Annotated in this window: 21 protein-coding genes and 1 pseudogene; 14 read left to right on the forward strand and 8 right to left on the reverse strand. The window is 48.8% G+C overall.

Annotated elements, in window-relative coordinates:
• Positions 1–63 precede the first annotated feature (63 nt).
• The 4 genes from purM to ppx all read left to right on the forward strand — a co-directional run bounded on the left by purM (position 64) and on the right by ppx (position 5540).
• Complete coding sequence (gene purM / locus F4V61_RS08460; RefSeq protein ID WP_000130478.1) at positions 64–1101, forward strand: phosphoribosylformylglycinamidine cyclo-ligase; 1038 nt, start codon at positions 64–66, stop codon at positions 1099–1101.
• Positions 1101–1739, forward strand: a complete 639-nt coding sequence (gene purN / locus F4V61_RS08465; RefSeq protein ID WP_058115543.1) for a phosphoribosylglycinamide formyltransferase — start codon at positions 1101–1103, stop codon at positions 1737–1739. The genes purM and purN overlap by 1 nt, the downstream gene beginning before the upstream one ends.
• Before the next feature lie 188 nt (positions 1740–1927).
• Entirely contained in the window at positions 1928–3994 is a 2067-nt protein-coding gene (gene ppk1 / locus F4V61_RS08470; RefSeq protein ID WP_080160990.1) for a polyphosphate kinase 1, read from the forward strand.
• Between the two features lie 4 nt (positions 3995–3998).
• On the forward strand, positions 3999–5540 hold the full coding sequence (gene ppx, locus F4V61_RS08475) for an exopolyphosphatase (RefSeq protein WP_038394934.1): 1542 nt from the start codon (positions 3999–4001) through the stop codon (positions 5538–5540).
• Positions 5541–5575: 35 nt separating this feature from the next.
• On the opposite strand, the gene F4V61_RS08480 is transcribed toward ppx, so the two are convergent.
• Positions 5576–7789, reverse strand: coding sequence for a sensor domain-containing phosphodiesterase (locus F4V61_RS08480; RefSeq protein ID WP_080160989.1), 2214 nt, complete (start codon positions 7787–7789; stop codon positions 5576–5578).
• A 96-nt stretch (positions 7790–7885) separates the two neighbouring features.
• A complete protein-coding gene (locus F4V61_RS08485) occupies positions 7886–8023 on the reverse strand; it encodes a hypothetical protein (RefSeq protein ID WP_038394930.1) in 138 nt (45 codons plus the stop codon).
• 179 nt (positions 8024–8202) lie between these two features.
• On the opposite strand from F4V61_RS08485, the gene F4V61_RS08490 reads away from it, so the two are divergent.
• Complete coding sequence (locus F4V61_RS08490; protein ID WP_000075925.1) at positions 8203–8394, forward strand: YfgG family protein; 192 nt, start codon at positions 8203–8205, stop codon at positions 8392–8394.
• 263 nt (positions 8395–8657) lie between these two features.
• On the opposite strand, the gene F4V61_RS22350 is transcribed toward F4V61_RS08490, so the two are convergent.
• From F4V61_RS22350 to F4V61_RS08505, 4 genes and pseudogenes are all read right to left on the reverse strand, one after another.
• Entirely contained in the window at positions 8658–8918 is a 261-nt protein-coding gene (locus F4V61_RS22350) for an SEL1-like repeat protein (RefSeq protein WP_012209923.1), read from the reverse strand.
• Positions 8915–9070 carry a hypothetical protein gene (locus F4V61_RS22355; RefSeq protein ID WP_232081981.1) on the reverse strand — a complete coding sequence of 52 codons (156 nt, stop codon included), beginning with the start codon at positions 9068–9070 and terminating at the stop codon, positions 8915–8917. The genes F4V61_RS22350 and F4V61_RS22355 overlap by 4 nt, the downstream gene beginning before the upstream one ends.
• A gap of 538 nt (positions 9071–9608) precedes the next feature.
• Positions 9609–9773, reverse strand: a pseudogene (locus F4V61_RS22360) (type II toxin-antitoxin system RelE/ParE family toxin); the annotation flags it as partial.
• Between the two features lie 198 nt (positions 9774–9971).
• Positions 9972–10205 (reverse strand): type II toxin-antitoxin system Phd/YefM family antitoxin, encoded by a 234-nt coding sequence (locus F4V61_RS08505; RefSeq protein ID WP_000862031.1) that lies wholly within the window; start codon positions 10203–10205, stop codon positions 9972–9974.
• A gap of 745 nt (positions 10206–10950) precedes the next feature.
• Here F4V61_RS08505 and F4V61_RS08510 point away from each other — a divergent pair.
• The 6 genes from F4V61_RS08510 to F4V61_RS22825 all read left to right on the forward strand — a co-directional run bounded on the left by F4V61_RS08510 (position 10951) and on the right by F4V61_RS22825 (position 16980).
• Positions 10951–13422 carry a type VI secretion system Vgr family protein gene (locus tag F4V61_RS08510; RefSeq protein ID WP_080160988.1) on the forward strand — a complete coding sequence of 824 codons (2472 nt, stop codon included), beginning with the start codon at positions 10951–10953 and terminating at the stop codon, positions 13420–13422.
• 191 nt (positions 13423–13613) lie between these two features.
• Positions 13614–14306: a glycine zipper family protein gene (locus tag F4V61_RS08515; RefSeq protein ID WP_232081980.1), complete on the forward strand. Its 693-nt coding sequence runs from the start codon at positions 13614–13616 to the stop codon at positions 14304–14306.
• The gene (locus tag F4V61_RS08520) at positions 14296–14856 is read left to right on the forward strand and encodes a hypothetical protein (protein ID WP_000700616.1); all 561 of its coding nucleotides are present in this window, start codon (positions 14296–14298) and stop codon (positions 14854–14856) included. The genes F4V61_RS08515 and F4V61_RS08520 overlap by 11 nt, the downstream gene beginning before the upstream one ends.
• Positions 14857–15237: 381 nt before the next feature.
• Entirely contained in the window at positions 15238–16008 is a 771-nt protein-coding gene (locus tag F4V61_RS08525) for a DUF3289 family protein (protein WP_232081979.1), read from the forward strand.
• A gap of 74 nt (positions 16009–16082) precedes the next feature.
• Positions 16083–16493, forward strand: a complete 411-nt coding sequence (locus tag F4V61_RS08530) for a hypothetical protein (protein ID WP_079799272.1) — start codon at positions 16083–16085, stop codon at positions 16491–16493.
• A 244-nt stretch (positions 16494–16737) separates the two neighbouring features.
• Entirely contained in the window at positions 16738–16980 is a 243-nt protein-coding gene (locus F4V61_RS22825) for a DUF6402 family protein (RefSeq protein WP_079827470.1), read from the forward strand.
• Positions 16981–17065: 85 nt separating this feature from the next.
• Here F4V61_RS22825 and guaA read toward each other — a convergent pair whose 3' ends face one another.
• Positions 17066–18643, reverse strand: a complete 1578-nt coding sequence (gene guaA, locus F4V61_RS08535; RefSeq protein WP_000131513.1) for a glutamine-hydrolyzing GMP synthase — start codon at positions 18641–18643, stop codon at positions 17066–17068.
• A 69-nt stretch (positions 18644–18712) separates the two neighbouring features.
• Positions 18713–20179, reverse strand: a complete 1467-nt coding sequence (guaB, locus tag F4V61_RS08540; protein WP_000944174.1) for an IMP dehydrogenase — start codon at positions 20177–20179, stop codon at positions 18713–18715.
• 160 nt (positions 20180–20339) lie between these two features.
• Between guaB and xseA the strand changes: the two genes are divergently transcribed.
• The 3 genes from xseA to F4V61_RS08555 all read left to right on the forward strand — a co-directional run bounded on the left by xseA (position 20340) and on the right by F4V61_RS08555 (position 23158).
• The gene (gene xseA, locus F4V61_RS08545) at positions 20340–21704 is read left to right on the forward strand and encodes an exodeoxyribonuclease VII large subunit (RefSeq protein ID WP_012209920.1); all 1365 of its coding nucleotides are present in this window, start codon (positions 20340–20342) and stop codon (positions 21702–21704) included.
• Positions 21705–21781: 77 nt separating this feature from the next.
• The gene (locus F4V61_RS08550; RefSeq protein WP_079829625.1) at positions 21782–22807 is read left to right on the forward strand and encodes a M4 family metallopeptidase; all 1026 of its coding nucleotides are present in this window, start codon (positions 21782–21784) and stop codon (positions 22805–22807) included.
• Positions 22808–23158: a protealysin inhibitor emfourin gene (locus tag F4V61_RS08555; RefSeq protein WP_000354147.1), complete on the forward strand. Its 351-nt coding sequence runs from the start codon at positions 22808–22810 to the stop codon at positions 23156–23158. It begins immediately after the preceding gene.
• Positions 23159–23415 lie beyond the last annotated feature (257 nt).

Below are 23415 nucleotides of genomic sequence, written 5' to 3' on the forward strand. Positions count from 1 at the left end.
CTTTCCCTGTTAGAATTGCGCTGAATTTAACTTTTACCGCAAGAAAACGTGGGGAACCAGGCAGTGACCGATAAAACCTCTCTTAGCTATAAAGATGCCGGCGTCGATATTGATGCGGGTAACGCTCTGGTTGATCGAATCAAAGGCGTAGTGAAGAAAACTCGCCGCCCGGAGGTCATGGGCGGTCTGGGCGGTTTCGGTGCGCTGTGCGCGTTGCCGCAAAAATATCGTGAACCGGTACTGGTTTCCGGCACTGACGGCGTAGGCACCAAACTTCGCCTGGCGATGGATTTAAAGCGTCACGACGCTATCGGTATTGATCTGGTGGCGATGTGCGTAAACGATCTGGTCGTTCAGGGCGCTGAACCGCTGTTTTTCCTTGATTACTATGCCACCGGTAAGCTGGATGTCGATACTGCCGCCAGCGTGATTAACGGTATTGCCGAAGGTTGCCTGCAATCCGGTTGCGCGCTGGTCGGCGGCGAGACGGCGGAAATGCCGGGCATGTATCACGGCGAAGATTACGACGTGGCGGGTTTCTGCGTCGGCGTGGTGGAAAAATCAGAAATTATCGACGGCTCCCGGGTTGCCGAAGGCGATGTGCTGATTGCGCTCGGCTCCAGCGGCCCGCACTCGAATGGATATTCGCTGGTGCGTAAAATTATTGACGTTAGCGGCTGCGATCCACAAACCACTCAGCTGGAAGGAAAGCCGCTAGCCGATCATCTGCTTGAGCCGACCCGTATCTACGTAAAATCGGTTCTGGAACTGATTGAAAACATTGATGTACACGCTATCGCACACCTCACCGGCGGCGGCTTCTGGGAAAATATCCCGCGCGTTCTGCCGGAAAATACCCAGGCGATAATTAATGAGTCGTCCTGGCAGTGGCCCGCCATCTTTACCTGGCTGCAAACCGCCGGTAACGTCAGCCGACATGAAATGTACCGTACCTTTAACTGCGGCGTCGGGATGGTGATTGCGCTATCCGCTCCGGAAGCGGACAAAGCGCTTGCTCTGCTAAACGAGAAGGGTGAAAACGCATGGCAAATCGGTATCATCAAAGCCTCTGATTCCGAACAGCGTGTGGTTATTAAATAATGAATATTGTGGTGCTGATTTCCGGCAACGGAAGCAATTTACAGGCGATTATCGATGCCTGCGAAGCGAAGAAAATTAAAGGCACCCTTAGGGCAGTATTTAGCAACAAGGCCGACGCGTTCGGCCTTGAGCGCGCCAGAGAAGCCGGTATTCCGGCGCAAGCGCTGACTGCCGATCGGTTTGACAGCCGCGACGCCTTCGATCGCGCGCTGATTCGCGAGATAGACGCGTATGCGCCCGACGTGGTCGTGCTGGCTGGTTTTATGCGTATTCTGAGTCCGGCTTTTGTCGCGCATTACCACGGGCGTCTGCTGAATATTCACCCTTCCCTGCTGCCAAAATATCCGGGGTTGCATACCCATCGACAGGCGCTGGAAAACGGCGATGAGGAGCACGGTACCTCGGTGCATTTCGTAACAGACGAACTCGACGGCGGCCCGGTCATTCTCCAGGCGAAAGTACCCGTTTTTGCCGATGACAGCGAAGAGGATATCACCGCACGCGTACAGACTCAGGAACATGCGATTTATCCTCTGGTGATTGGCTGGTTTGCGGAGGGGCGCCTAAAGATGCGCGATAACGCCGCCTGGTTGGACGGGCGTCGTCTGCCGCCGCAAGGTTATGCGTCTGACGAATAATACGCCACCCGATATAGCAGCTTCTGCTTGCCGGATGATGGCATAAATGCTTATCCGGCCTACTCTTTTTCCTTCCTTTATGCTATCAGTTCATTGTCATACTTTTCTGGCGCAGTTGGACATTAACGCGTAATGCTCGCCATAATAATCAGGCAGTATCCCGTGAATAAAACGGAGTATAAGTAGTAATGGGTCAGGAAAAACTATATATCGAGAAAGAGCTGAGCTGGTTAGCATTTAACGAACGCGTGTTACAGGAAGCAGCGGATAAATCCAACCCATTGATTGAGCGGATGCGGTTCCTGGGTATTTATTCTAATAACCTTGACGAGTTTTACAAAGTGCGTTTCGCCGAGCTGAAACGACGCATTATTATCAGCGAAGAACAGGGTTCAAATTCTCATTCACGCCATTTATTAGGCAAGATTCAGTCCCGCGTATTGAAAGCAGACCAGGAGTTTGACGGCCTGTACAACGAATTACTGCTGGAGATGGCGCGTAATCAAATCTTTCTGATCAACGAGCGTCAGCTCTCGGTGAATCAACAAAGCTGGTTGCGCCACTATTTTAAGCACTATTTGCGCCAGCATATTACCCCGATTCTCATTAACCGGGAGACGGACCTTGTTCAGTTTTTAAAAGATGATTACACCTATCTGGCAGTGGAGATTATCCGCGGCGACACTATCAACTATGCGCTGCTGGAGATACCGTCCGATAAAGTTCCACGTTTCGTTAATCTGCCGCCGGAGACGCCACGCAGGCGCAAGCCGATGATCCTTCTGGATAATATTCTGCGCTACTGCCTGGATGACATTTTTAAAGGGTTCTTCGACTATGACGCGCTTAACGCCTATTCGATGAAAATGACCCGTGACGCCGAATATGACCTGGTGCATGAAATGGAATCCAGTCTAATGGAGCTGATGTCTTCCAGCCTGAAGCAGCGCCTGACCGCTGAACCGGTGCGCTTTGTCTATCAGCGCGATATGCCCGCTGCTCTGGTCGACGTGCTGCGGGAAAAACTGACGATCTCCCGGTATGACTCAATCGTACCCGGTGGACGCTACCACAATTTTAAAGACTTTATTAATTTTCCGAATGTCGGTAAAGCCAATCTTGTCAACAAACCGTTACCCCGGTTACGCCATCTTTGGTTTGATAAAGAGAAGTTTCGTAACGGTTTCGACGCGATTCGCGAACGTGATGTGCTGCTCTATTATCCGTACCATACGTTCGAGCATGTACTGGAACTGCTACGCCAGGCGTCGTTTGACCCAAGCGTGCTGGCGATCAAAATCAATATTTATCGCGTGGCGAAAGACTCGCGCATTATTGACTCGATGATCCATGCCGCCCATAACGGCAAAAAAGTCACCGTGGTGGTGGAGTTGCAGGCGCGCTTCGATGAAGAGGCGAATATCCACTGGGCCAAGCGGTTAACCGAAGCGGGCGTACATGTTATTTTCTCTGCGCCAGGGCTGAAAATTCATGCCAAACTCTTTCTCATCTCACGGAGAGAGGGCTATGACGTGGTGCGTTATGCGCATATCGGCACCGGTAACTTCAACGAAAAAACGGCGCGGCTATATACCGATTATTCGCTGCTGACTGCCGATGCGCGCATTACCAATGAAGTACGCCGGGTCTTTAATTTTATAGAAAACCCCTATCGCCCGGTCACTTTCGATTATCTGATGGTTTCTCCACAAAACTCACGGCGTCTGCTGTATGAGATGATCGATCGTGAAATCGCCAATACGCAGCAGGGTTTGCCGTCAGGGATTACGTTAAAGCTTAACAACCTGGTCGATAAAGGATTGGTCGACAGACTGTACGCTGCTTCGGGTTCAGGCGTACAGGTCAATCTTCTGGTGCGCGGCATGTGCTCTCTTATCCCGCAACTGGAAGGCATTAGCGATAATATTCGCGCGATTAGCATTGTGGATCGCTACCTTGAACACGATCGGGTTTATATTTTCGTAAACGGCGGTGATAAGCAAGTTTGGCTCTCTTCCGCTGACTGGATGACGCGTAATATTGACTATCGTATCGAAGTCGCTACGCCTATCCTTGACCCACGTCTTAAACAACAGGTGTTGGATATCATTGACATTCTGTTTAGCGACACGGTAAAAGCACGCTTTATTGATAAAGAACTCAGCAACCGCTACGTACCGCGCGGAAATCGCCGCAAAGTTCAGGCGCAGCTGGCGATTTATGACTACATCAAATCTCTTGAGCAACCAGACTAACGCTATGCCAATTTACGATAAATCCCCTCGACCACAGGAATTCGCTGCGGTCGATCTCGGCTCAAACAGCTTTCATATGGTCATTGCCCGCGTGGTTGACGGCGCAATGCAGATTATCGGGCGCTTAAAGCAGCGCGTCCATCTGGCAGACGGACTGGGCGCAGATAACAAACTCAGCGAAGAAGCCATGGAGCGGGGACTTAGCTGTTTGTCGTTGTTTGCTGAACGCTTACAAGGCTTCTCCCCTTCCAGCGTCTGTATCGTGGGTACCCACACGTTACGTCAGGCGCAAAATGCCGCTGATTTTCTCAAACGCGCGGAAAAGGTTATTCCCTACCCGATAGAGATTATTTCCGGTAACGAAGAAGCGCGCCTTATTTTTATGGGTGTAGAACATACGCAACCGGAAAAAGGCCGCAAGCTGGTGATAGATATTGGCGGTGGATCAACTGAGCTGGTTATTGGCGAAAATTTCGAACCCAAGCTGGTTGAAAGCCGTCGTATGGGCTGCGTGAGCTTTGCACAGCTCTACTTTCCCGGCGGCGTTATCAATAAAGAGAACTTCCAGCGCGCCCGGATGGCGGCAGCGCAAAAACTGGAAACCTTAACCTGGCAGTATCGTATTCAGGGATGGAATGTGGCGATGGGCGCTTCCGGTACGATTAAGGCCGCCCATGAAGTTCTCCTGGCGTTGGGCGAGAAAGATGGCTTTATTACGCCGGAGCGCCTCGACGAACTTAAGTCAGAAGTGCTGAAGCACCGCTCCTTTAATGCGCTCAGCCTGCCGGGCCTTTCTGAAGAGCGAAAAGCGGTCTTTGTGCCGGGACTGGCGATTCTGTGCGGCGTTTTTGATGCGCTGGCTATCCGCGAGCTTCGTCTTTCCGATGGCGCGTTGCGAGAAGGCGTACTGTATGAAATGGAGGGCCGTTTCCGCCACCAGGATGTCCGCAGCCGTACAGCGAAAAGTCTGGCGAATCAATACAACATTGACAGAGAACAGGCCAGACGCGTGCTGGAAACCACCATGCAGATGTACGAACAGTGGCAGGCCCAGCAGCCGAAACTGGCGCATCCGCAGCTCGAAGCGTTACTCCGTTGGGCAGCCATGCTGCATGAGGTTGGACTGAATATTAATCACAGTGGTTTACATCGCCATTCGGCTTATATTCTGCAACATAGCGATTTGCCCGGTTTTAATCAGGAGCAGCAAATGATGATGGCGACGCTGGTACGTTATCATCGCAAAGCCGTAAAGCTGGATGATATGCCTCGCTTTACGCTGTTTAAGAAAAAACAGTATCTGCCGTTAATTCAGCTACTACGGCTGGGCGTATTACTGAACAACCAGCGGCAAGCGACAACCACGCCGCCAACGCTGCGGCTAACGACCAATGACAACCACTGGACGTTATGTTTTCCGCATGACTGGTTCAGCCAGAATGCGCTGGTACTGCTTGATCTGGAAAAAGAACAGCAGTACTGGGAAGCGGTGACTGGCTGGCGTCTTAATATTGAGGAAGAAAACTCGCCGGAGATCGCCGCGTAAATCGCGGTTCAGACGCCGTGTCACGGCGTCTGACTTTACTGAATCTCAGATAATGGCTGCGGTTCGCCAATTAAATATCCCTGAAGATAGTCGATCCCCAATGAGAGCACCGCGCTGCGTATTTCTTCGCTTTCGACGTACTCCGCGACAACCTGCATTTTTTTCATTCGCGCTAAATGACAAATAGAAGACACAATCTGATAATCGAGACTGTTTGACACTATATTGCGGATAAAACTACCATCAATTTTAAGAATATCGGCGTTAACGTTTTTCAGCCGCGCATAGCTGGCGTAGCCAGTACCAAAATCATCAATCGCTATCTGACAGCCAAACTGCTGTAACTGCCCCAGCGTCAACTGCGCCTGATCGGCATTGGTGAGGGAATTGCTTTCCGTCACCTCAAAAACCAGTTGCCAGGGCTCAACCTGATATTGAGTAAGCAACTGATTAACTTCTGAAGGAAAAGGGGCACGACATACCGATGTTGGCGACAGATTAACGGCAAAGCGATGTGCGGGCATATATTCCCGGCTGGTCGCTATAAACCGCAGAGTGTTTTCAATCACCCAGAGATCGATAGCGGAAGACAAACCAAACTCATGCGCCACAGGTAAAAAATTGTCCGGGTTAATAACGTCGCCGTTTTCATCCCTGAGCCGCAGTAAAATTTCATGGTAAACGTCCCCACGCACACCGGAAATGGGTTGCGCCATCAGGAAAAAATGATCGTGCTCTAGCGCCTGTTGCAGGCGGTTCATCATCGCAACTCTTCCCTTCAAATCGCGCTGCAGATGCACCGCGCCTCTCCGCTGTAAATCTTCCGGCGCATTCGTCGTCAACGAAAGATCGGAACTGGTGCCTAACTCGCCCAGCAGAAGATAAAGGTGGCTGACCGGGGAACGCACGCAACAGTAGCTCACGCCGACGGGGGGTTGTAGCGGTAGCCCGTCCCAGATAAACCGAAACTGCTTAATATATTTATCCAGCGCTTCAATTCGTTGCTGATACGACTCTGTATTAAGACGCAGCACCAGGTCGTGCCCTGACATCTGGTACACACATTCATTTGAGGCCAGCATCTGCGTAATCCAGTGAGAAAGCTTTTGCTTATACTGGATGCGCAGCATAACGCCATAATTTTTACCCAATAGCTCCAGGCCCGGCACATGTAAAAAACAGAGCGTAGAGCAGGGCGCGTTTTTGAGCGCGCGGTTTAGCGCACGTAAATTGGGAAGATGTACAACCGGGTCAAGATAGGCCAGCCGCCGCGCGCGACTGCTTACGACGCGCTGGCGTGTGGCCAGTACAGCCATATAATTAACAATAAAAGAAAAAACCAGATAGCTCGAAGAGGTAATGGCTAATTGTGTATCATAACCTGAATACCAGGGCATATAACGCTGGTAATAATGAATCGACGTAATCAGCACGAAGGCCCAGATTATTGAAATAAATTTATAGCCATAGTGCATCGCGCCCCATAGCATTACCGGCAATAGTAACGAAAGCGTATAGTTGGTACTAAATATTGAGCTATTATCAGTCAATGGCATACACAGTATAAACATCAGTGTAATCAATACGGCTAACCAAATAACAATCTCTTTTTTAGTGGTCTTGCTATCAACTTGTAGCTTTAATTGCTGATAATACCCGCGCAGGTGCAGCGGATTGCGGATAGTACGAATAATAAAATAGCACAATGGCACACCGATAAGATTGCCGACCAGTAAAGCTTGGTAGTTAATCAGCGTGTTAATATTAAAGGGCATTATCCCCATCAGGCTGGATTTGCTTTCGTACATGCCAACAAAGGCGGCACACTGGTAAATCACCAGAAATAATGTCGCCGAACAAAATACCTGCCAGAACATTCGTTGGAAGATCAAGCGAGCATCGCCGTGGGAAACATTGTTTCGCCGGGGGGCAAAGACGCGGTAGCCGCCCCAGCTTAGCACGATGGTAATGATAAAGTGCATCGTCACGGAAAGGGTTTCATATAGCCCCATCTGTGGGTATGTACGCCAAAAGATAGCAATCACAATGCCCGGCAGTGCTGCCCAGCCGAAAAACAACATTAGGCTAAACATAAAAGCTAACGGCAGGTAAAACAGAACCACATTTCCAGTACTGGTATGCGCATAAGTATTTGCGCTACTTAAAACAGGTAATAAAATTGAAGGCAGGAGGAGCGGCAGTCCCCACCATTTATCTCTGATATTTATATAAGTTTTATTTAGCTTCATAGATGCTCAGCAGAACCCCCCAATCCCAAAGGGGCGTTAACAGACAGGCATCCCACCTGACTTTAAATGGATGATGCGATATACATCATACGATAGTCATCGATTGTAATTATTAAATAACAGTAACATTTGATTTAAGTCAATTATTACCTTCCTCCGGGAGCCTTTATTCACTTTTTTATTCTTCGTTATCATTAATTTATTATTAACGTAAATACTAAAATTATCTTCCATAACAATATAAGATAAATCAACTGACGCAATTTTACATCAAGAGGAATTGACCATCGGTTCGCAGTATGCCTTAATGTAGGTTGAACGCAGGCTTGTTACGTTCTTCGCTCTGATAATATCCGTTGAAGAACCCTGCCTGATCCCGCCCATACCGCTGGGCCAACGTTAAGGAACCCTTTGTGAGTCAGGCCAACAGTATGCGAAAACGACATCGATTTAACACTCGCATGACCCGTATCGTACTGCTTATCAGTTTTCTCTTCTTCTTTGGACGTTTCGTCTACTCTTCTATCGGCGCCTGGCAGCACCACCAGGATAAAAAAGAAGCGCAACAGTCAACGCTTTCGGTCAACACGCCGGGACAGCGTTAACTAGCTGTTATCCGTTGAAATAGCGATACTATCGTCACAGGCTTGCGGTGTTATCCAGACTCTGCAGCTCCCTTCACAGGATTAGCATGAACCGATAGTTTGTTTTTTTAAGCGATAGAGGCTGAACGAAAGTCCGCCGTGACAAATGAGAGGCAGATACCGCTCAGGATTGATACATTTTCTCTTAATAGCTTCCACTCAGCATTAAAGATGTTTCTGCATCCAAAACAAAATATCGTTATCTCTATAGCCTCGAATTAGCGTTAATCGTTGCGACAGCTCGGTTTGCGCGACTCTGGTATACCAGCAAAGCACTTGTTGGTAATTCTGCGATATCCCTTCGCTTCGCAGATACATACCAGCAACAGCTTTTTGCGCTTCAACCAGCCACGTTCAGCCGCTTTACGATACCACGCCAGCCCCATCTGGGTATTTTGGGGAATCCCATTACCGTACATACAGGCATCACCGAGTATTTCTTGCGTAAAGCCCCCCAGCACTGCTGCCTTACGATACCATTTCAACGCGTCTTTTTATTAAGAGGAAAGTTTTTACCGTAATTATAATGATAGCCAATAACAAAATAGGAAAAATAAGCCCCCTGCTTAACTGATTTTTCCAGCCATTTTATCGCCAGCTTATAATCCGGGATAACATAGTCGCTATCCGCATACATTTTACCCAGACCAAACTGAGCAAACTCACCCTTTTTTCTCTTTACATTCAGTCAACTGGACGTAATAACACATCTCTGAATCCAGGGGATATCTATCCTGACAGCGTGAAGCTGTAACTCGCTTCAAGAAATATTAAAGTCGACACTAATATAGTGAAGTTTATTTTTAAAATGAATGAAATGCGCATATAACACTCTTATTATAATTACCTCCAGAATATTAACGTATATTTATAGCAACCCGATATGTTTTGATCCCGATTTATTCGGGCCTGCTTATTATTGAAGTAAAAACCCCGCCGTTAAGCGGTTTCTCTTCAACTTTCAGCTCAACGCGGGAAAACCATTCCCACTCAATGGTTTAGAAACCATCCAACATCTTGTTATCACTGAGTTTTACGATAACCATTTCCAGACGATACCGCAAAAAGCATCGTCAATATGATGAAATTTATGATATAAATTATGTTGTTATGATAGTGTTACAGATACGTCTTTTAGAGTCGTATTATTGCCATACAACACGTAGTTAGGGTTATCAGGCCATTATCAGACGCTTAAACAGCAGTTGCTGGACGTCCTGCCGGTGTGCCAGGATCGCATGCGCGGTCACCAAGGCTCCGTCTACGGAATACAAAACCCGGTAGCCTTCAGCGTGGTTAAACTCCCGGTATTTGGCGCAGCCAATTTTCAGCAGTTCAGGGTAAATCTGACAGCCCAACGGGAACTGGGCTACGGCACTCTCAAACTGTGTGAGAATATCTGCGATAACCGGGCGCGGCTCAACATCAACTCGGCGCAGGAAACCCGCTATTGTGTCGATGCAGTGCTTTACCGTCAGCGTGTACTCAAAGGTCACCTGCTGTTTCATGGAAATCCCTTAACGTTGAGCGCGCTGCGTTTAATCCGCAAATCCATCCAGCAACTGGTCTTTCGAGAACACGCGCCCTTCCGCTTTATCTTTCTCTGACAGGGTAAGCAGCTTCAGCAAAGCAATGGTATTTTCCCGCTCCTGCTGCTGGTCATAAGACTCTATAACATAAGCAGGCACACCATTTTGTGTGACCAGAATGGGTTCTGACAGATCAAGCGTTGCTGCGTTCTTTTTAACGTAGCTGATTGTCTCTACTTTCATGGTGCATCCGCCTAATGGTCATTGGTCATATCTCGGTTTTAATATAGACTATATTTAGACTACCAATAAGATGCATGACTGCCGATATGTGCCCGGTGGACACCTTAGCCTATTGAGGACTTATCTCAGCACCGTCCTGTTCGGTCAAAAATAACTCAACTTGATCAAGAACAGCCATTAATGCACCTTCTTTACCTGTATTCTTCGATCGCTATTCATCTTCTGGTCTAAATACAACCAACCTATACGCCTCTTGTGATAAATGCTCCAACTCGGCATTAACCATGGTGCGCTGACGCAAGTAATATTCCCCCCATCTTGCAAAGATCAGTATCTACATAGAAATCAAAAGCGCATCATCTTTTCAGACTGGTATTTTTCTGGTGGTACCGCGCAAAGCCATGGCTGGCGCGGTTGTACCACTTGTCCCACCTCAACAACAGAAGGAATGAAAATGGCGAAAAGGGGCTGAAAAGGCAAAGGGTGAAAGGAAGGGGTATAAGGGACACGGGCTTGCCCATAAAGAATAAAAGCCTGGGCAGTACCTGCCAGTATGCAGGATGTTAAAACCCGTGCTGTCTGGTAAAGGACAATAACAGAATAACTCACTAAGTCATACAGGCAACCTCCTCTTTAGTCCCCTCCTCTCACTTCACATTTGTTGTCCATAAAAGGCATTTACAGCCCCTTTCTTTCATGTGATTATCACTCTATAAACTATTATCAAGCTAAATAATATCTGATTATGGATAACTGGTCAGCGCTTTTTGACGGACAGACCCGCTATGGTCTGGATATCAATGACAGCACCGTGAAAGCTGATGTCCTGCGTTTTCGCGGCAGGGAAGCACTGAGCGAGCCGTTCAACTGGGACATCGAGTTCACTTCCCTGGAGGCGCACATCCCCCCGGAACAGGTGCTGATGAAATATGCCTCTTTCCGGATGCGGAATGGCAAAAATGTCCACGGCATGGTAACCCGCCTGGAGTGGCTGTCCACCTCCCGTGACCAGTCACACTACCGGCTCACACTCAGTTCCCGCCTGACGCTCCTGGGATACACCCGGCAGTGCGCGGTATATCAGAACCAGTCCGTTCCTGAGGTGGTTGAGCAGGTGCTGCGTAAACACGGTCTGGAAGGTCCTGATTTTGAATTCAGACTGGAGCGCACCTACCCAGCACGTGAACTTATCACTCAGTGGCAGGAAACAGATCTGCAATTCATCCAGCGTATTTTGTCTGAGGTGGGAATTTACTGGCGCACGATGATGGACGATGTGCGCGGTCTGGATACCTATATACTGGCCGACAGCCAGCTTAACTACCAGTTTGATGTGCAGTTGCCCTACAGCGAGCCATCGGGGTTGTTCGACGGCGCGGCAGAATCGGTCTGGGATGTGCGAACCTGGCACAACATTGCCACCGGCACCGTCGCCACGCGGAATTACAATTACCGGACAGCCACCACGCCGATGGATGCGACGGTCAGCGTGCGTAATGATGCGGTCACCACGGGGGAGCATTACCGCTACGCGGCACCGTATCGTGTCGCAGGTGATGACGCCAGCCCTGAGCCGGAAACCGAATCCGGCGCGTTTTATGCGCGTATCCATCACGAGCGGGAGCTCAACAGGTCGGCCCGTATTCACCTGTTCAGCAATGCGGCCCACCTCACGCCCGGGCAGGTGCTGGAGCCGCAGGGGGATGTCATTACGGCCCTGAAGGAAGGCGTTATCCTCACCCAGGTGACCTACCGGGGGGCCCGTGATTCCCGCCTGCACGTGTCGGTCTGGGGAATGCCTTATACCGAACGTTACTGCTTCCGTCCTGTAGAAGTCCCGCGTCCGGTCATCCCATGGACGCTTCCGGCACGGATAGAGAGCCGGGAGAAGAACAACATTTACGCTCACCTGGACGAGCAGGGGCGCTACCGGGTGAAACTGGACTTCGACCGGGAGGGGACAGAATCCGGTTACGGCTACCTTTGGCTGCGGATGGCAAAGCCTTATGCCGGTGAAACGCTGGGCTGGCATACGCCGCTCATCGACGGAACGGAAGTGGCCATTGCGTACAGCAACGGTGATATTGACCTGCCGTACATCGCGTATGCGCTGCACGACTCGGAGCACCCGGACCACGTCACCCGCGATAATCACACCCGTAACGTGCTGCGCACGCCGGCGAACAACAAGCTGCGGATGGAAGACAGGCGTGGTGAGGAGCATGTCAGGCTCGCGACGGAATACGGCAAGACGCAGCTCAACAGCGGGCACCTGGTGGACGCGCAGGGGCAGCGTCGCGGCACGGGTGCTGAACTGCGCACCGATGAGTGGGGCACGATACGCGCCGGAAAGGGGCTGTTTGTCAGTGCCGACGCGCAGGCGAAGGCACAGGGTGAGGTGCTGGACATGGATGCCGCGCTGAAGGAAATCGACAGGCTTAATCAGCAACTGCAACAGCTGGAAATGGCCGCAGAAAAAGCGCAGGCCCTGAAAGCGGACGTCGACAGCCAGATACAGATGTTTGAGCAGCGGCTGAAACCGCTCAGTGAAGTGGTGCTTTTCTCAGCGCCGGAAGGCGTGGCTCTGACCAGCGGTGAAGATATGCAGCTGGCCGCTGGCCGGAACCTGGCGCTTAACGCCGGAGAAGACTTCAGTGTTGGAGTGATGGGCAATGCGACCCTGCTTACCGGGGAGAAACTGGGGCTCTTTGCCCGCACCGGACAACTGAGCCTGAAATCCGGAGAAGGGCCAATCGATGTCCAGGCGCAAAACGCTAACATGCGGTTGTTCGCTGAGAAGAAGCTGACGCTGAGTTCAGCGAGTAACATTTCGTTTGCTGGGAAGAAACGCATCACGCTGGTCGGTGGCGGGAGTTATCTGCGGCTGGAGGCGGGAAAGGTGGAGTACGGTACAACGGCAACGTATCTGCGCAGGGTGAAGCGGACGATGTTTGCTGGTGCACATTCAACCCCAACGTCATCAGTTTTAATGCCATTAGTTGAAGATTTAATCAAAGATGGATTCTTCGATGAACAATTTCGGATCTTGAATGACAGTGGTAAGCCTATGGCTAATGTTCCGTATTTTATCTCCACCGAAAGTGGGAAAACATTTAAAGGTGTCACCGACAATCAAGGTCTATGCAAGCGCGTGTTTTCAAAGGAAGCATCCAAACTTACCGTATGGCTAGGTGTCCAGGCTCTGGAGAGATGGTAGATGACTGAGCATTCAACTTTAACTAATGAAACTCCACATTCATCGTACGACATAACTGGTATGTTAATGCCAGCCCGTGCATTTTTTTTGTCGTCGTCGATGAGCCAGGAAAAGACGGTTTTCTTGTTAGGAAAATATATGCTTCAAATTCTGATCCCTATCTTTCAAAGATGGACTTATCAGAGGCAAAGATGCTTTCAGAAACTAACCCGGAACGATATGGTTTAATTCCAAAGGATTTTTCAGCATCCTACTCTGTAGCTGAGCATGTAATGGGGAATAACGCTTCGGCATATATTTCCACTAGCTCTGCCTTTCCGGAAGGATCTCCAAGGTTTGAAGGTAAAACAATTATTGTTGATATTGACAAAGCTGTAAGGTCAGGTGCTAAATTAATTTCTACAGCAGAGATACTTAAGAGCCTTGATGAGTACAAGAACCAAAACCCACATTTGGGGGAACACATTGATAAAATATCAAAGTATGTTAATGATATAGATAAGGAAGTATTGCTACACGGTGAAAAGATACCAGCAGCCGCGATTTTCACTCCAGAGACATTAAAATACACAAAGTATTTTACACGTGCCGCTCGTGTTGTACAGGTAACAGGAATTGTCTTTACAGCCTATGATCTAGAACAGGCGTCAGAAAAATCGCTTAAAAACGGGAGTGTGAAACCAATAACTGCTGAAGCCATCAGGCAAGCTGGAGGATGGGGGATGGCTGTCGCTGGAGCAAAAATAGGTACTGTGACTGGTGCGGCTGTTGGTATTGAGACGGGGCCAGGAGCGGCGTTAACAGGGCTGATTGGCGGAATTATATTCGGAACCGCTGGTTATTTTGGTGCAGATTGGGTGGCAGTTCATATTGATGAAAATTAATTTATTTAACTTGTTCAGGAAAAAAAATAAATTACAGGATGATTTTCCTGTTACTCAATTCAGTGCTTTGCCAAAAAAGGGGGAGGGATATCCATCATTTTTTTCTCTAGAGAAAAACAATATATATGCACACTCAGCATGCTTTATGATAAAACCTGATGATATATCATTCATTGAACATTTGGTTGAATTATTTTTTCATGCAAAGGTAAAAGTAAGTGAGATAAAAGAAAAGTTTGCAGACCATGATAAAGTTCTGATTTGCTATAAATTTAAGGAGTTTGAACAGGAAGTTGTAAGGCTTATCACAAATGATAATGAATTTATCAATTGCCTTTGTGAAAAAGGTTTAGAACCTCCAGACCCAGAGTGTGTATTTCCTGATAAGGACTTTGGTACTTATGGTAGTCTGCAAGGAGATATGGAGTTTTGGTGGCATGTATACTGGAAACCATTTTGGGAAAGTTTGAAAGAGGAAGAAAGAAAACAATATCTCGAACGAAGCAATTTATCGATTGGTACCATTGAATTTCTTGAACACCACCATTAGCTAAAAGTATATACAGTATTATTCATTTCAATTACTTATTTCGATTATCCGAAGATTGATGACGATACATCCAGCGACAGCCAATGTAATTCGGGAGTAATCAAAAAATTACAGGAGGCAAAACCAAACGATGATGCAAAAGTCCATCTGCTTACACAGGCAATTTGCAAGTTTCCATTTGAGTGGGATTTTTCAACATTCGACGCGCGATTTTCATGGGTAAAAAACAAGACTGATCAATTACCTGAGCCATTGACTGATGATGATTACAATGAATTCAGGGAACATATAAAGTCGTTATGCTTCTTTGATAAATTACCTGCTGAGGTCCAAAAGGAACTCAGCGGTCAGATCTGGCATTTTGAACCCCGAATATTCATCATGCAGATACAAAAGGCAGAACGTCGTTTAATTTTTAAAACTATCAAAAAAATTAATGACTTCACTGCTGATGATATGCGACATGGAGATATGACCAAAAAGCAGATACTCGCTCAGGGGAAAATGAATAAAATTGATATTTGGGGACGGGAGTTAAAGATTAATTTTTTCAATTTTGACAATACGGTTGATGAGCATTTTGGTAATATGGCTAGCATGGCAAAGTGGACTGCCTGGAAGGGGGAATATCCCCCACTTATTCAAATTATGATCGAGAGATTCAAAAATAATGAGGGTGGGGTTTTAAGACACGATTTACTGAATAAAGCATTTCTAGAGCTTTCAACGACAATTGAGTGTGTAAGGAGAATCAAAGAATTTTTATCTAATTTGTTATATAATAATGGGTTTCGTTCATTATCAATAGATGATTTACAACAGTTGGCTTTGAAGATAAGAGACCCAAAGGATGGAGTTAAACTGCCAAAATTCGATGACTATGACTGGTTTAACGGGTTGGGGATTACTATCCACGATACTTACGCCACGAAAATCTATCTTGATTATATTGATATAAAAGATAATAGCTTTGAAGCTAGTTTAAGTTTTAGAATTCAAGACCATTTTGGTCTGGATATTGCAGATTTAAATGGTAAATGGTTTGAATATTCGCAATGGTTTTGTTCTTGGTTTATTTTGCAGAGGTATAAGGTTTATGATTACAAACCATTTATAAATGAAGCTAATTTCAGTTGCGTAATAACGGGATGAGGTATGAAATCAATTAAACTTAAAATGTTATTTGCTTTTATTACATCTGTTTATACTATAAGCGTAATTTATCTTTGTTTTTTTATTATGTAAAAATTGATGCTATTTATCAAGGAGAGGATTACGTAAAACTGATTCATGAAAATTGCAAGTCAACAGTTATACTGGTAAGTAATATCCCTATTACTGCCAGAGGTAGGCTGAGTTTATGGAAGAAAGAAAAAGATAATGTCATGATGAATATGCCATTACAAAAACAATGTGATGTAGTGTATTTTGTGAAGAATGATCCAGAGCCTCCTTTATTTAGTGAGGATGTCAAATATTGGCAAGCAGATGAACAACTATGTTTTAGAGGGGAAATGAATGGTGCATGTATATCTAATAAAAATATTTTCATGTCAGTTTCTTTATTCTCCTTAGCTACTGATGGGGTTTATAGGGATACTTACAAAGATAAAATCGTCTATGTGTCATATAGGTAATACTATATGATTTAATAAGTCGATTTTCATTTGTTTGATTTTACAAGATGTTATACATAATAGCCAGGTTCTCTATGGCTTTGCATACAGTTTACTCTTAATTATTATGCGAAATTATGGCCATATATCCAATAAACCTCAAAACACTGGTTTGAGTACTTCAAAATCGGTTTTTGTTAGTCAGTGATGATAAACAGGGAAAGGAAGGGTCTCTGATGGTCATGATCCCACCAGTGGTGATGCGATGAGAAAAATGGGATGGGAAATAGCCCCTAAGTTAATGGAGCATTGGTTTAGTATTTCCCCTGCTTATTCGTTTGATAAGACATCTAAGGATGAGTCTCTTAATTGCGATGCACGTATGCTGAGCCCTCACAGAGTAAATGATAAAATAATCACAATGGCTTGGGCTGTCCAATTTGAGCAGGTTGCAACAGGGATTCAGCTACTTATAAAGAGCTGGATTAGAAGAGGCGAGGAAACATGAATGTACATAAAGAAAAACCCTCTGTAAGAACAGAGGGTTAAATTCACTTTTACCTGTTCATGAAAACACAGGAAGGGTTATCGGCTTATTCCCACTCAATTGTTGCCGGTGGTTTACCGCTGATGTCATACACCACACGGGAAATCCCGTTGACTTCATTGATGATGCGGTTGGAAACGCGTCCCAGGAAGCCATACGGCAGATGCGCCCAGTGCGCGGTCATAAAGTCGATAGTTTCGACGGCACGCAGGGAGACCACCCAATCGTACTTACGCCCATCACCCATGACGCCTACGGAACGGACCGGCAGGAAGACAGTAAACGCCTGACTCACTTTGTCGTACAGATCCGCTTTGCGCAGCTCTTCAATGAAGATAGCGTCTGCGCGACGCAGCAGGTCACAGTACTCTTTCTTCACTTCGCCCAGTACGCGCACGCCGAGGCCCGGCCCCGGGAACGGATGGCGATACAGCATGTCATACGGCAGGCCCAGCTCCAGACCAATCTTACGTACTTCATCTTTGAACAGCTCTTTCAGCGGTTCAACCAGCCCCATCTTCATCTCTTTCGGCAGGCCGCCGACATTGTGGTGAGATTTGATGACATGCGCTTTACCGGTTGCGGAGGCGGCAGATTCGATCACATCAGGATAGATAGTCCCCTGCGCCAGCCATTTCACATCTTCCAGCTTAAGCGCTTCTTCATCGAACACTTCCACGAAAACACGGCCAATGATCTTACGCTTGGCTTCCGGATCGTTCTCGCCAGCCAACGCGGACAGGAAGCGATCTTCTGCCGGTACGTGAACAATGTTCAGACCAAAATGGTCGCCAAACATGTCCATCACCTGCTCGGCTTCGTTGAGGCGCAGCAGGCCGTTATCGACGAAAACACAGGTCAGATTTTTACCGATGGCGCGGTGCAGCAGCATTGCGGTGACGGAGGAGTCCACGCCGCCGGAGAGGCCGAGAATAACTTTATCGTCGCCTACCTGCTCGCGAATGCGGGCTACGGCATCGTCGATGATCTTCGCCGGAGTCCACAACGCTTCACACTGGCAAATATCGCGTACAAAACGCTCCAGCATACGCATCCCTTGACGAGTATGGGTCACTTCCGGGTGGAACTGCACGCCGTAGAAGCGTTTTTCTTCGTTCGCCATGATTGCGAACGGGCAGCTTTCAGTGCTGGCAACCGTCACAAAGTCGGACGGAATCGCCGTCACTTTATCACCATGGCTCATCCAAACATCCAGCAATGGTTTGCCGTCAGCGGTCAGAGAGTCTTCAATACCGCGAATCAGTGCGCTATCGGTCAGAACTTCGACCTGCGCATAGCCAAATTCACGCTCATTAGAACCTTCCACATGACCGCCAAGCTGCATCGCCATAGTCTGCATACCGTAGCAGACGCCAAACACCGGCACGCCCGCCTCAAACACATACTGCGGCGCGCGCGGGCTATTTTCTTCAGTGGTGCTTTCCGGGCCGCCGGAAAGGATAATCCCGCTGGGATTAAATTCGCGAATCTGCGCTTCCGTGACATCCCACGCCCACAGTTCGCAGTAAACGCCCAGTTCACGCACGCGACGCGCCACCAACTGAGTGTACTGGGAACCGAAATCCAGGATGAGAATGCGATGTTTATGAATATTGTCTGTCATTGACGCTAATTCCGAGGCAAGTGAAACAGATTAAATAAATCGCCCGACGCGAAGGTCGGGCGAAGAAAATCAGGAGCCCAGACGGTAGTTCGGGGACTCTTTGGTGATGGTCACGTCGTGAACATGGCTTTCCTGAATACCCGCACCGCTGATACGCACAAACTCCGCTTTAGTACGCAGCTCGTCGATGGTAGCACAACCGGTCAGCCCCATACAGGAACGCAGGCCGCCCATCTGCTGGTGAATGATCTCTTTCAGGCGACCTTTATACGCTACACGGCCTTCGATACCTTCCGGCACCAGTTTGTCGGCGGCGTTATCGCTCTGGAAGTAACGGTCGGAGGAACCTTTGGACATCGCGCCCAGCGAGCCCATACCACGGTAAGATTTGTATGAACGGCCCTGGTAAAGTTCGATTTCGCCCGGAGACTCTTCCGTACCGGCCAGCATGGAGCCGACCATGACGGCGCTCGCGCCAGCGGCGATAGCTTTCGCGATGTCACCGGAGAAGCGAATACCGCCGTCAGCGATAACCGGAATACCGGTGCCTTCCAGCGCTTCCACCGCGTCGGACACGGCGGTAATCTGCGGCACGCCTACGCCGGTAACGATACGGGTGGTACAGATAGAGCCCGGACCGATACCCACTTTCACCGCGCTGCAACCCGCTTCCGCCAGCGCACGAGCGCCTGCGCCCGTCGCGACGTTGCCGCCGATGATTTGCAGATCCGGATATTTAGCGCGCGTCTCACGAATACGTTGCAACACACCTTCTGAATGACCGTGAGATGAGTCGATCAGCAGTACGTCAACGCCTGCCGCCACCAGCGCGTCAACGCGCTCTTCGTTGCCCGCGCCTGCGCCAACCGCGGCGCCGACACGTAAACGGCCCTGCTCATCTTTACAGGAGTTTGGTTTACGTTCCGCTTTCTGGAAATCTTTTACGGTAATCATGCCAAGCAGATGGAAGTTATCATCAACGACCAGCGCTTTTTCTACGCGTTTTTCGTGCATTTTTGCCAGTACGACTTCACGGGCTTCGCCTTCGCGAACGGTCACCAGACGCTCTTTCGGCGTCATATAGACGCTGACCGGTTGGTTCAGATCGGTGACGAAACGCACGTCACGGCCAGTGATAATACCTACCAGCTCGTTGTCTTCAGTCACCACCGGATAGCCCGCGAAGCCGTTACGCTCGGTCAGGGCTTTCACTTCATGCAACGTGGTGGTTGGCAGGACGGTCTGCGGGTCGGTCACTACGCCGGACTCGTGCTTCTTCACGCGGCGAACTTCTTCCGCCTGACGCTCAATAGACATGTTTTTGTGGATAAAACCGATGCCGCCCTCCTGTGCCAGGGCAATTGCCAGGCGCGCTTCAGTCACGGTGTCCATCGCCGCAGAAAGCATAGGAATATTTAGACGAATGGTTTTCGTCAACTGCGTGCTGAGATCGGCAGTATTCGGCAGAACGGTAGAGTGAGCGGGAACAAGGAGGACGTCGTCAAATGTCAGGGCTTCTTTAGCGATACGTAGCATGGGCAATATCTCACCTGGGAGGTTAATAAATATTGCCGCGGCATTATACAGAACGTAATCGGTTGCATCTACACTTTTTTGCAAATAGTGCTTGCGATCCTCTGTGAGCAGGTTACTATCGATTGAATAACCTGCTGATTTAGAATTTGATCCCGCTCACATGTTATCCTCTCAGACTTCCTCAATTTTTACCGTAAGCCGCCTTAACCAGACGGTTCGTCTGTTGTTAGAACAGGAGATGGGTCAGGTGTGGATCAGCGGCGAGATCTCTAATTTCACGCAGCCTGCTTCGGGTCACTGGTACTTTACGCTCAAAGACGATACCGCCCAAGTGCGCTGTGCGATGTTCCGTAACAGCAACCGCCGAGTCACGTTCCGCCCGCAGCACGGGCAGCAAGTGCTGGTTCGCGCCAACATCACGCTATATGAGCCACGCGGTGACTACCAGATTATCGTCGAAAGCATGCAGCCTGCTGGCGAAGGGCTTTTGCAGCAGAAGTATGAGCAGCTCAAAGCAAAGCTCCAGGCCGAAGGCCTTTTCGATCAACAGTATAAACATCCGCTACCCTCCCCGGCCTACTGCGTTGGGGTTATCACGTCAAAAACCGGCGCTGCTCTGCACGATATTCTCCACGTACTAAAACGTCGTGACCCTTCGCTGCCCGTTATCATCTACCCGGCCGCCGTACAGGGTGAAGATGCGCCAGGCCAGATTGTGCGCGCAATTACACTTGCAAACGCACGCAAGGAGTGTGATGTATTAATCGTTGGGCGCGGTGGCGGCTCGCTGGAAGATTTGTGGAGCTTTAACGACGAGCGCGTGGCGCGGGCAATTTTTGCAAGTACCATTCCGGTGGTAAGCGCCGTCGGCCACGAAACAGACGTCACGATAGCCGATTTTGTCGCTGACTTGCGCGCGCCTACGCCGTCCGCTGCGGCGGAGGTCGTCAGCCGCAACCAGCAAGAGCTACTGCGCCAAATGCAGACCGCATGCCAGCGACTGGAAATGGCGATGGATTATTATCTGGCTAACCGCCAACGGCGGTTTAGCCAACTGTACCACCGTCTGCAACAGCAGCATCCGCAACTGCGACTGGCGCGTCAACAGACCACCCTGGAACGGCTGCGCCAGCGTATGCATCTTGCGCTGGAAAACCAGTTAAAACAGGCGAACCAGCGCCAACAGCGCGCGTCACAGCGTCTGAGGCAGCAAAACCCGCAACCGCGCATCCACCGTGCGCAGTCGCGCATTCAGCAACTGGAATATCGCCTGGCGGAAAACTTCCGCGCACGGTTAAGCGAACAGCGCGAGCGTTTCGGTAATACGGTAACGCACCTGGAAGCCGTTAGCCCGCTGGCGACGCTGGCGCGAGGCTACAGTGTCTCAACCGCAACCGACGGTAACGTCCTGAAAAAAGTAAAGCAGCTTAAAGTGGGCGATATGATGACCACTCGGTTGAAGGACGGTTGGGTGACCAGTGAAGTGACCGCCATCAAACCTGTAAAGAAGATCCGTTTAGGATAAAAATATATAATGCTTTAATGCTCACAATCTATACTACTGATGTTCTTTTCAGCGTTGTCCGCAATAAGGAGATCGGTATGAATACTATTTCTTGCCACACTGTTATCCCACCTTATATTTTGCGCCGTATTATCGCGAACGGCTCGGCGCCCCAACAGCGATGCGCTCGTTTGACGTTAACGCATGTACAAACCCTGATGGCGCATAAACCTGTCAAATCGCCTGTGGCGCATCCCGCGCATCCAGGTCGGCTTGAACGCGATATTTACGACGCCAAACAAGGTCAGGAATTACCTGGATTACAGGTTCGCCATGAAGGACAACCGTCAAACGGCGATATCGCCGTTGACGAAGCTTATAATTATCTCGGTATTACCCATGACTTTTTCTGGAAAATCTACCATCGTGATTCGCTGGACAATAAAGGCCTGGCGCTGACCGGCACGGTACATTACGGACGCGACTATCAGAACGCATTCTGGAATGGGCAGCAGATGGTTTTTGGCGACGGCGACGGCGAAATATTTAACCGATTTACGAGTTCGATTGATGTCGTCGCGCATGAGTTGACCCACGGCGTAACGGAAACAGAAGCCGGATTAATTTATTTTGGGCAATCTGGCGCGCTGAATGAATCGCTTTCCGACGTTTTGGGTTCACTGGTAAAACAGTTCCATCTCCAGCAAACTGCCGGGCAGGCTGACTGGATTATTGGCGAAGGGCTACTGGCTAAGGGTATTAACGGCAAAGGATTACGCTCAATGGCCGCGCCCGGCACCGCATATGACGATCCGCTACTTGGACAAGACCCTCAGCCCGCCCATATGCAGAATTTTATTAAAACCCGTGAAGATAATGGCGGTGTGCATCTTAATTCCGGCATCCCGAACCGGGCATTTTATCTGGCCGCCTGCCAAATCGGCGGTTATGCCTGGGAAAAAGCCGGTTATGCCTGGTATGATACGCTGTGCGATCACAATCTCGCCCAGAATGCCAGTTTTGCGGATTTTGCCGGACTTACCATCGCTCACGGAGAAAAACGCTCCGGACAAACAGTGGCTTCGGCTATTGAGCAGGCATGGAAAACCGTAGGAGTGTTATAGATGGATATCCCTGAGCTTACCGATGACGCAATTGTGGAACTGGCGCGTGAAGGCGGGGTGGCATTTATCCCTAAGCTAAATAAGCAGCGCAAGATCGCTTTAGCACCATTGACGGCCTCCCAACGCCAGCGGGTCTCCGATATTCTGAAGCAGACGTTACCCGTTGGTTCTCCGCCGGGCCAGGTGAACTCCCCAGGCAAAGGCGATCAGCGCTATTTCCGAATCCATATAATCTGGACGCAGCACCAACAGGCACAATATACAGACATTGTTATTCTGGTTCCCGAAAATGATGCGCCATCCTCTCTTGTCGAACTGTGGCAAAAAGGTGAAGCGTGCATTTGTGATTAATATAGAAATCGCACAAATTCGACATGCTTTTAGCGTGTTAGCCGCGCCTTTTTATATATCTGTTTTATGGCTAATTCGTCCGCCGCGAAGATTACGGTAAATTTAATATAATTTTCGCAGAATAATATTTAATATAAACAGGTGGGTAAATAAAACAATAAAATACCCCGCCGGGTAGAACGACTATGCTGATGTTACGAAGATATCGAATAGCTATTTTTCCCTTAGCCGAATAAGAGGTTGGCCATTCTGCGGCG

Origin of the sequence: Salmonella enterica subsp. arizonae (assembly GCF_008692845.1) — a bacterium.
Lineage (GTDB): Bacteria > Pseudomonadota > Gammaproteobacteria > Enterobacterales > Enterobacteriaceae > Salmonella > Salmonella arizonae.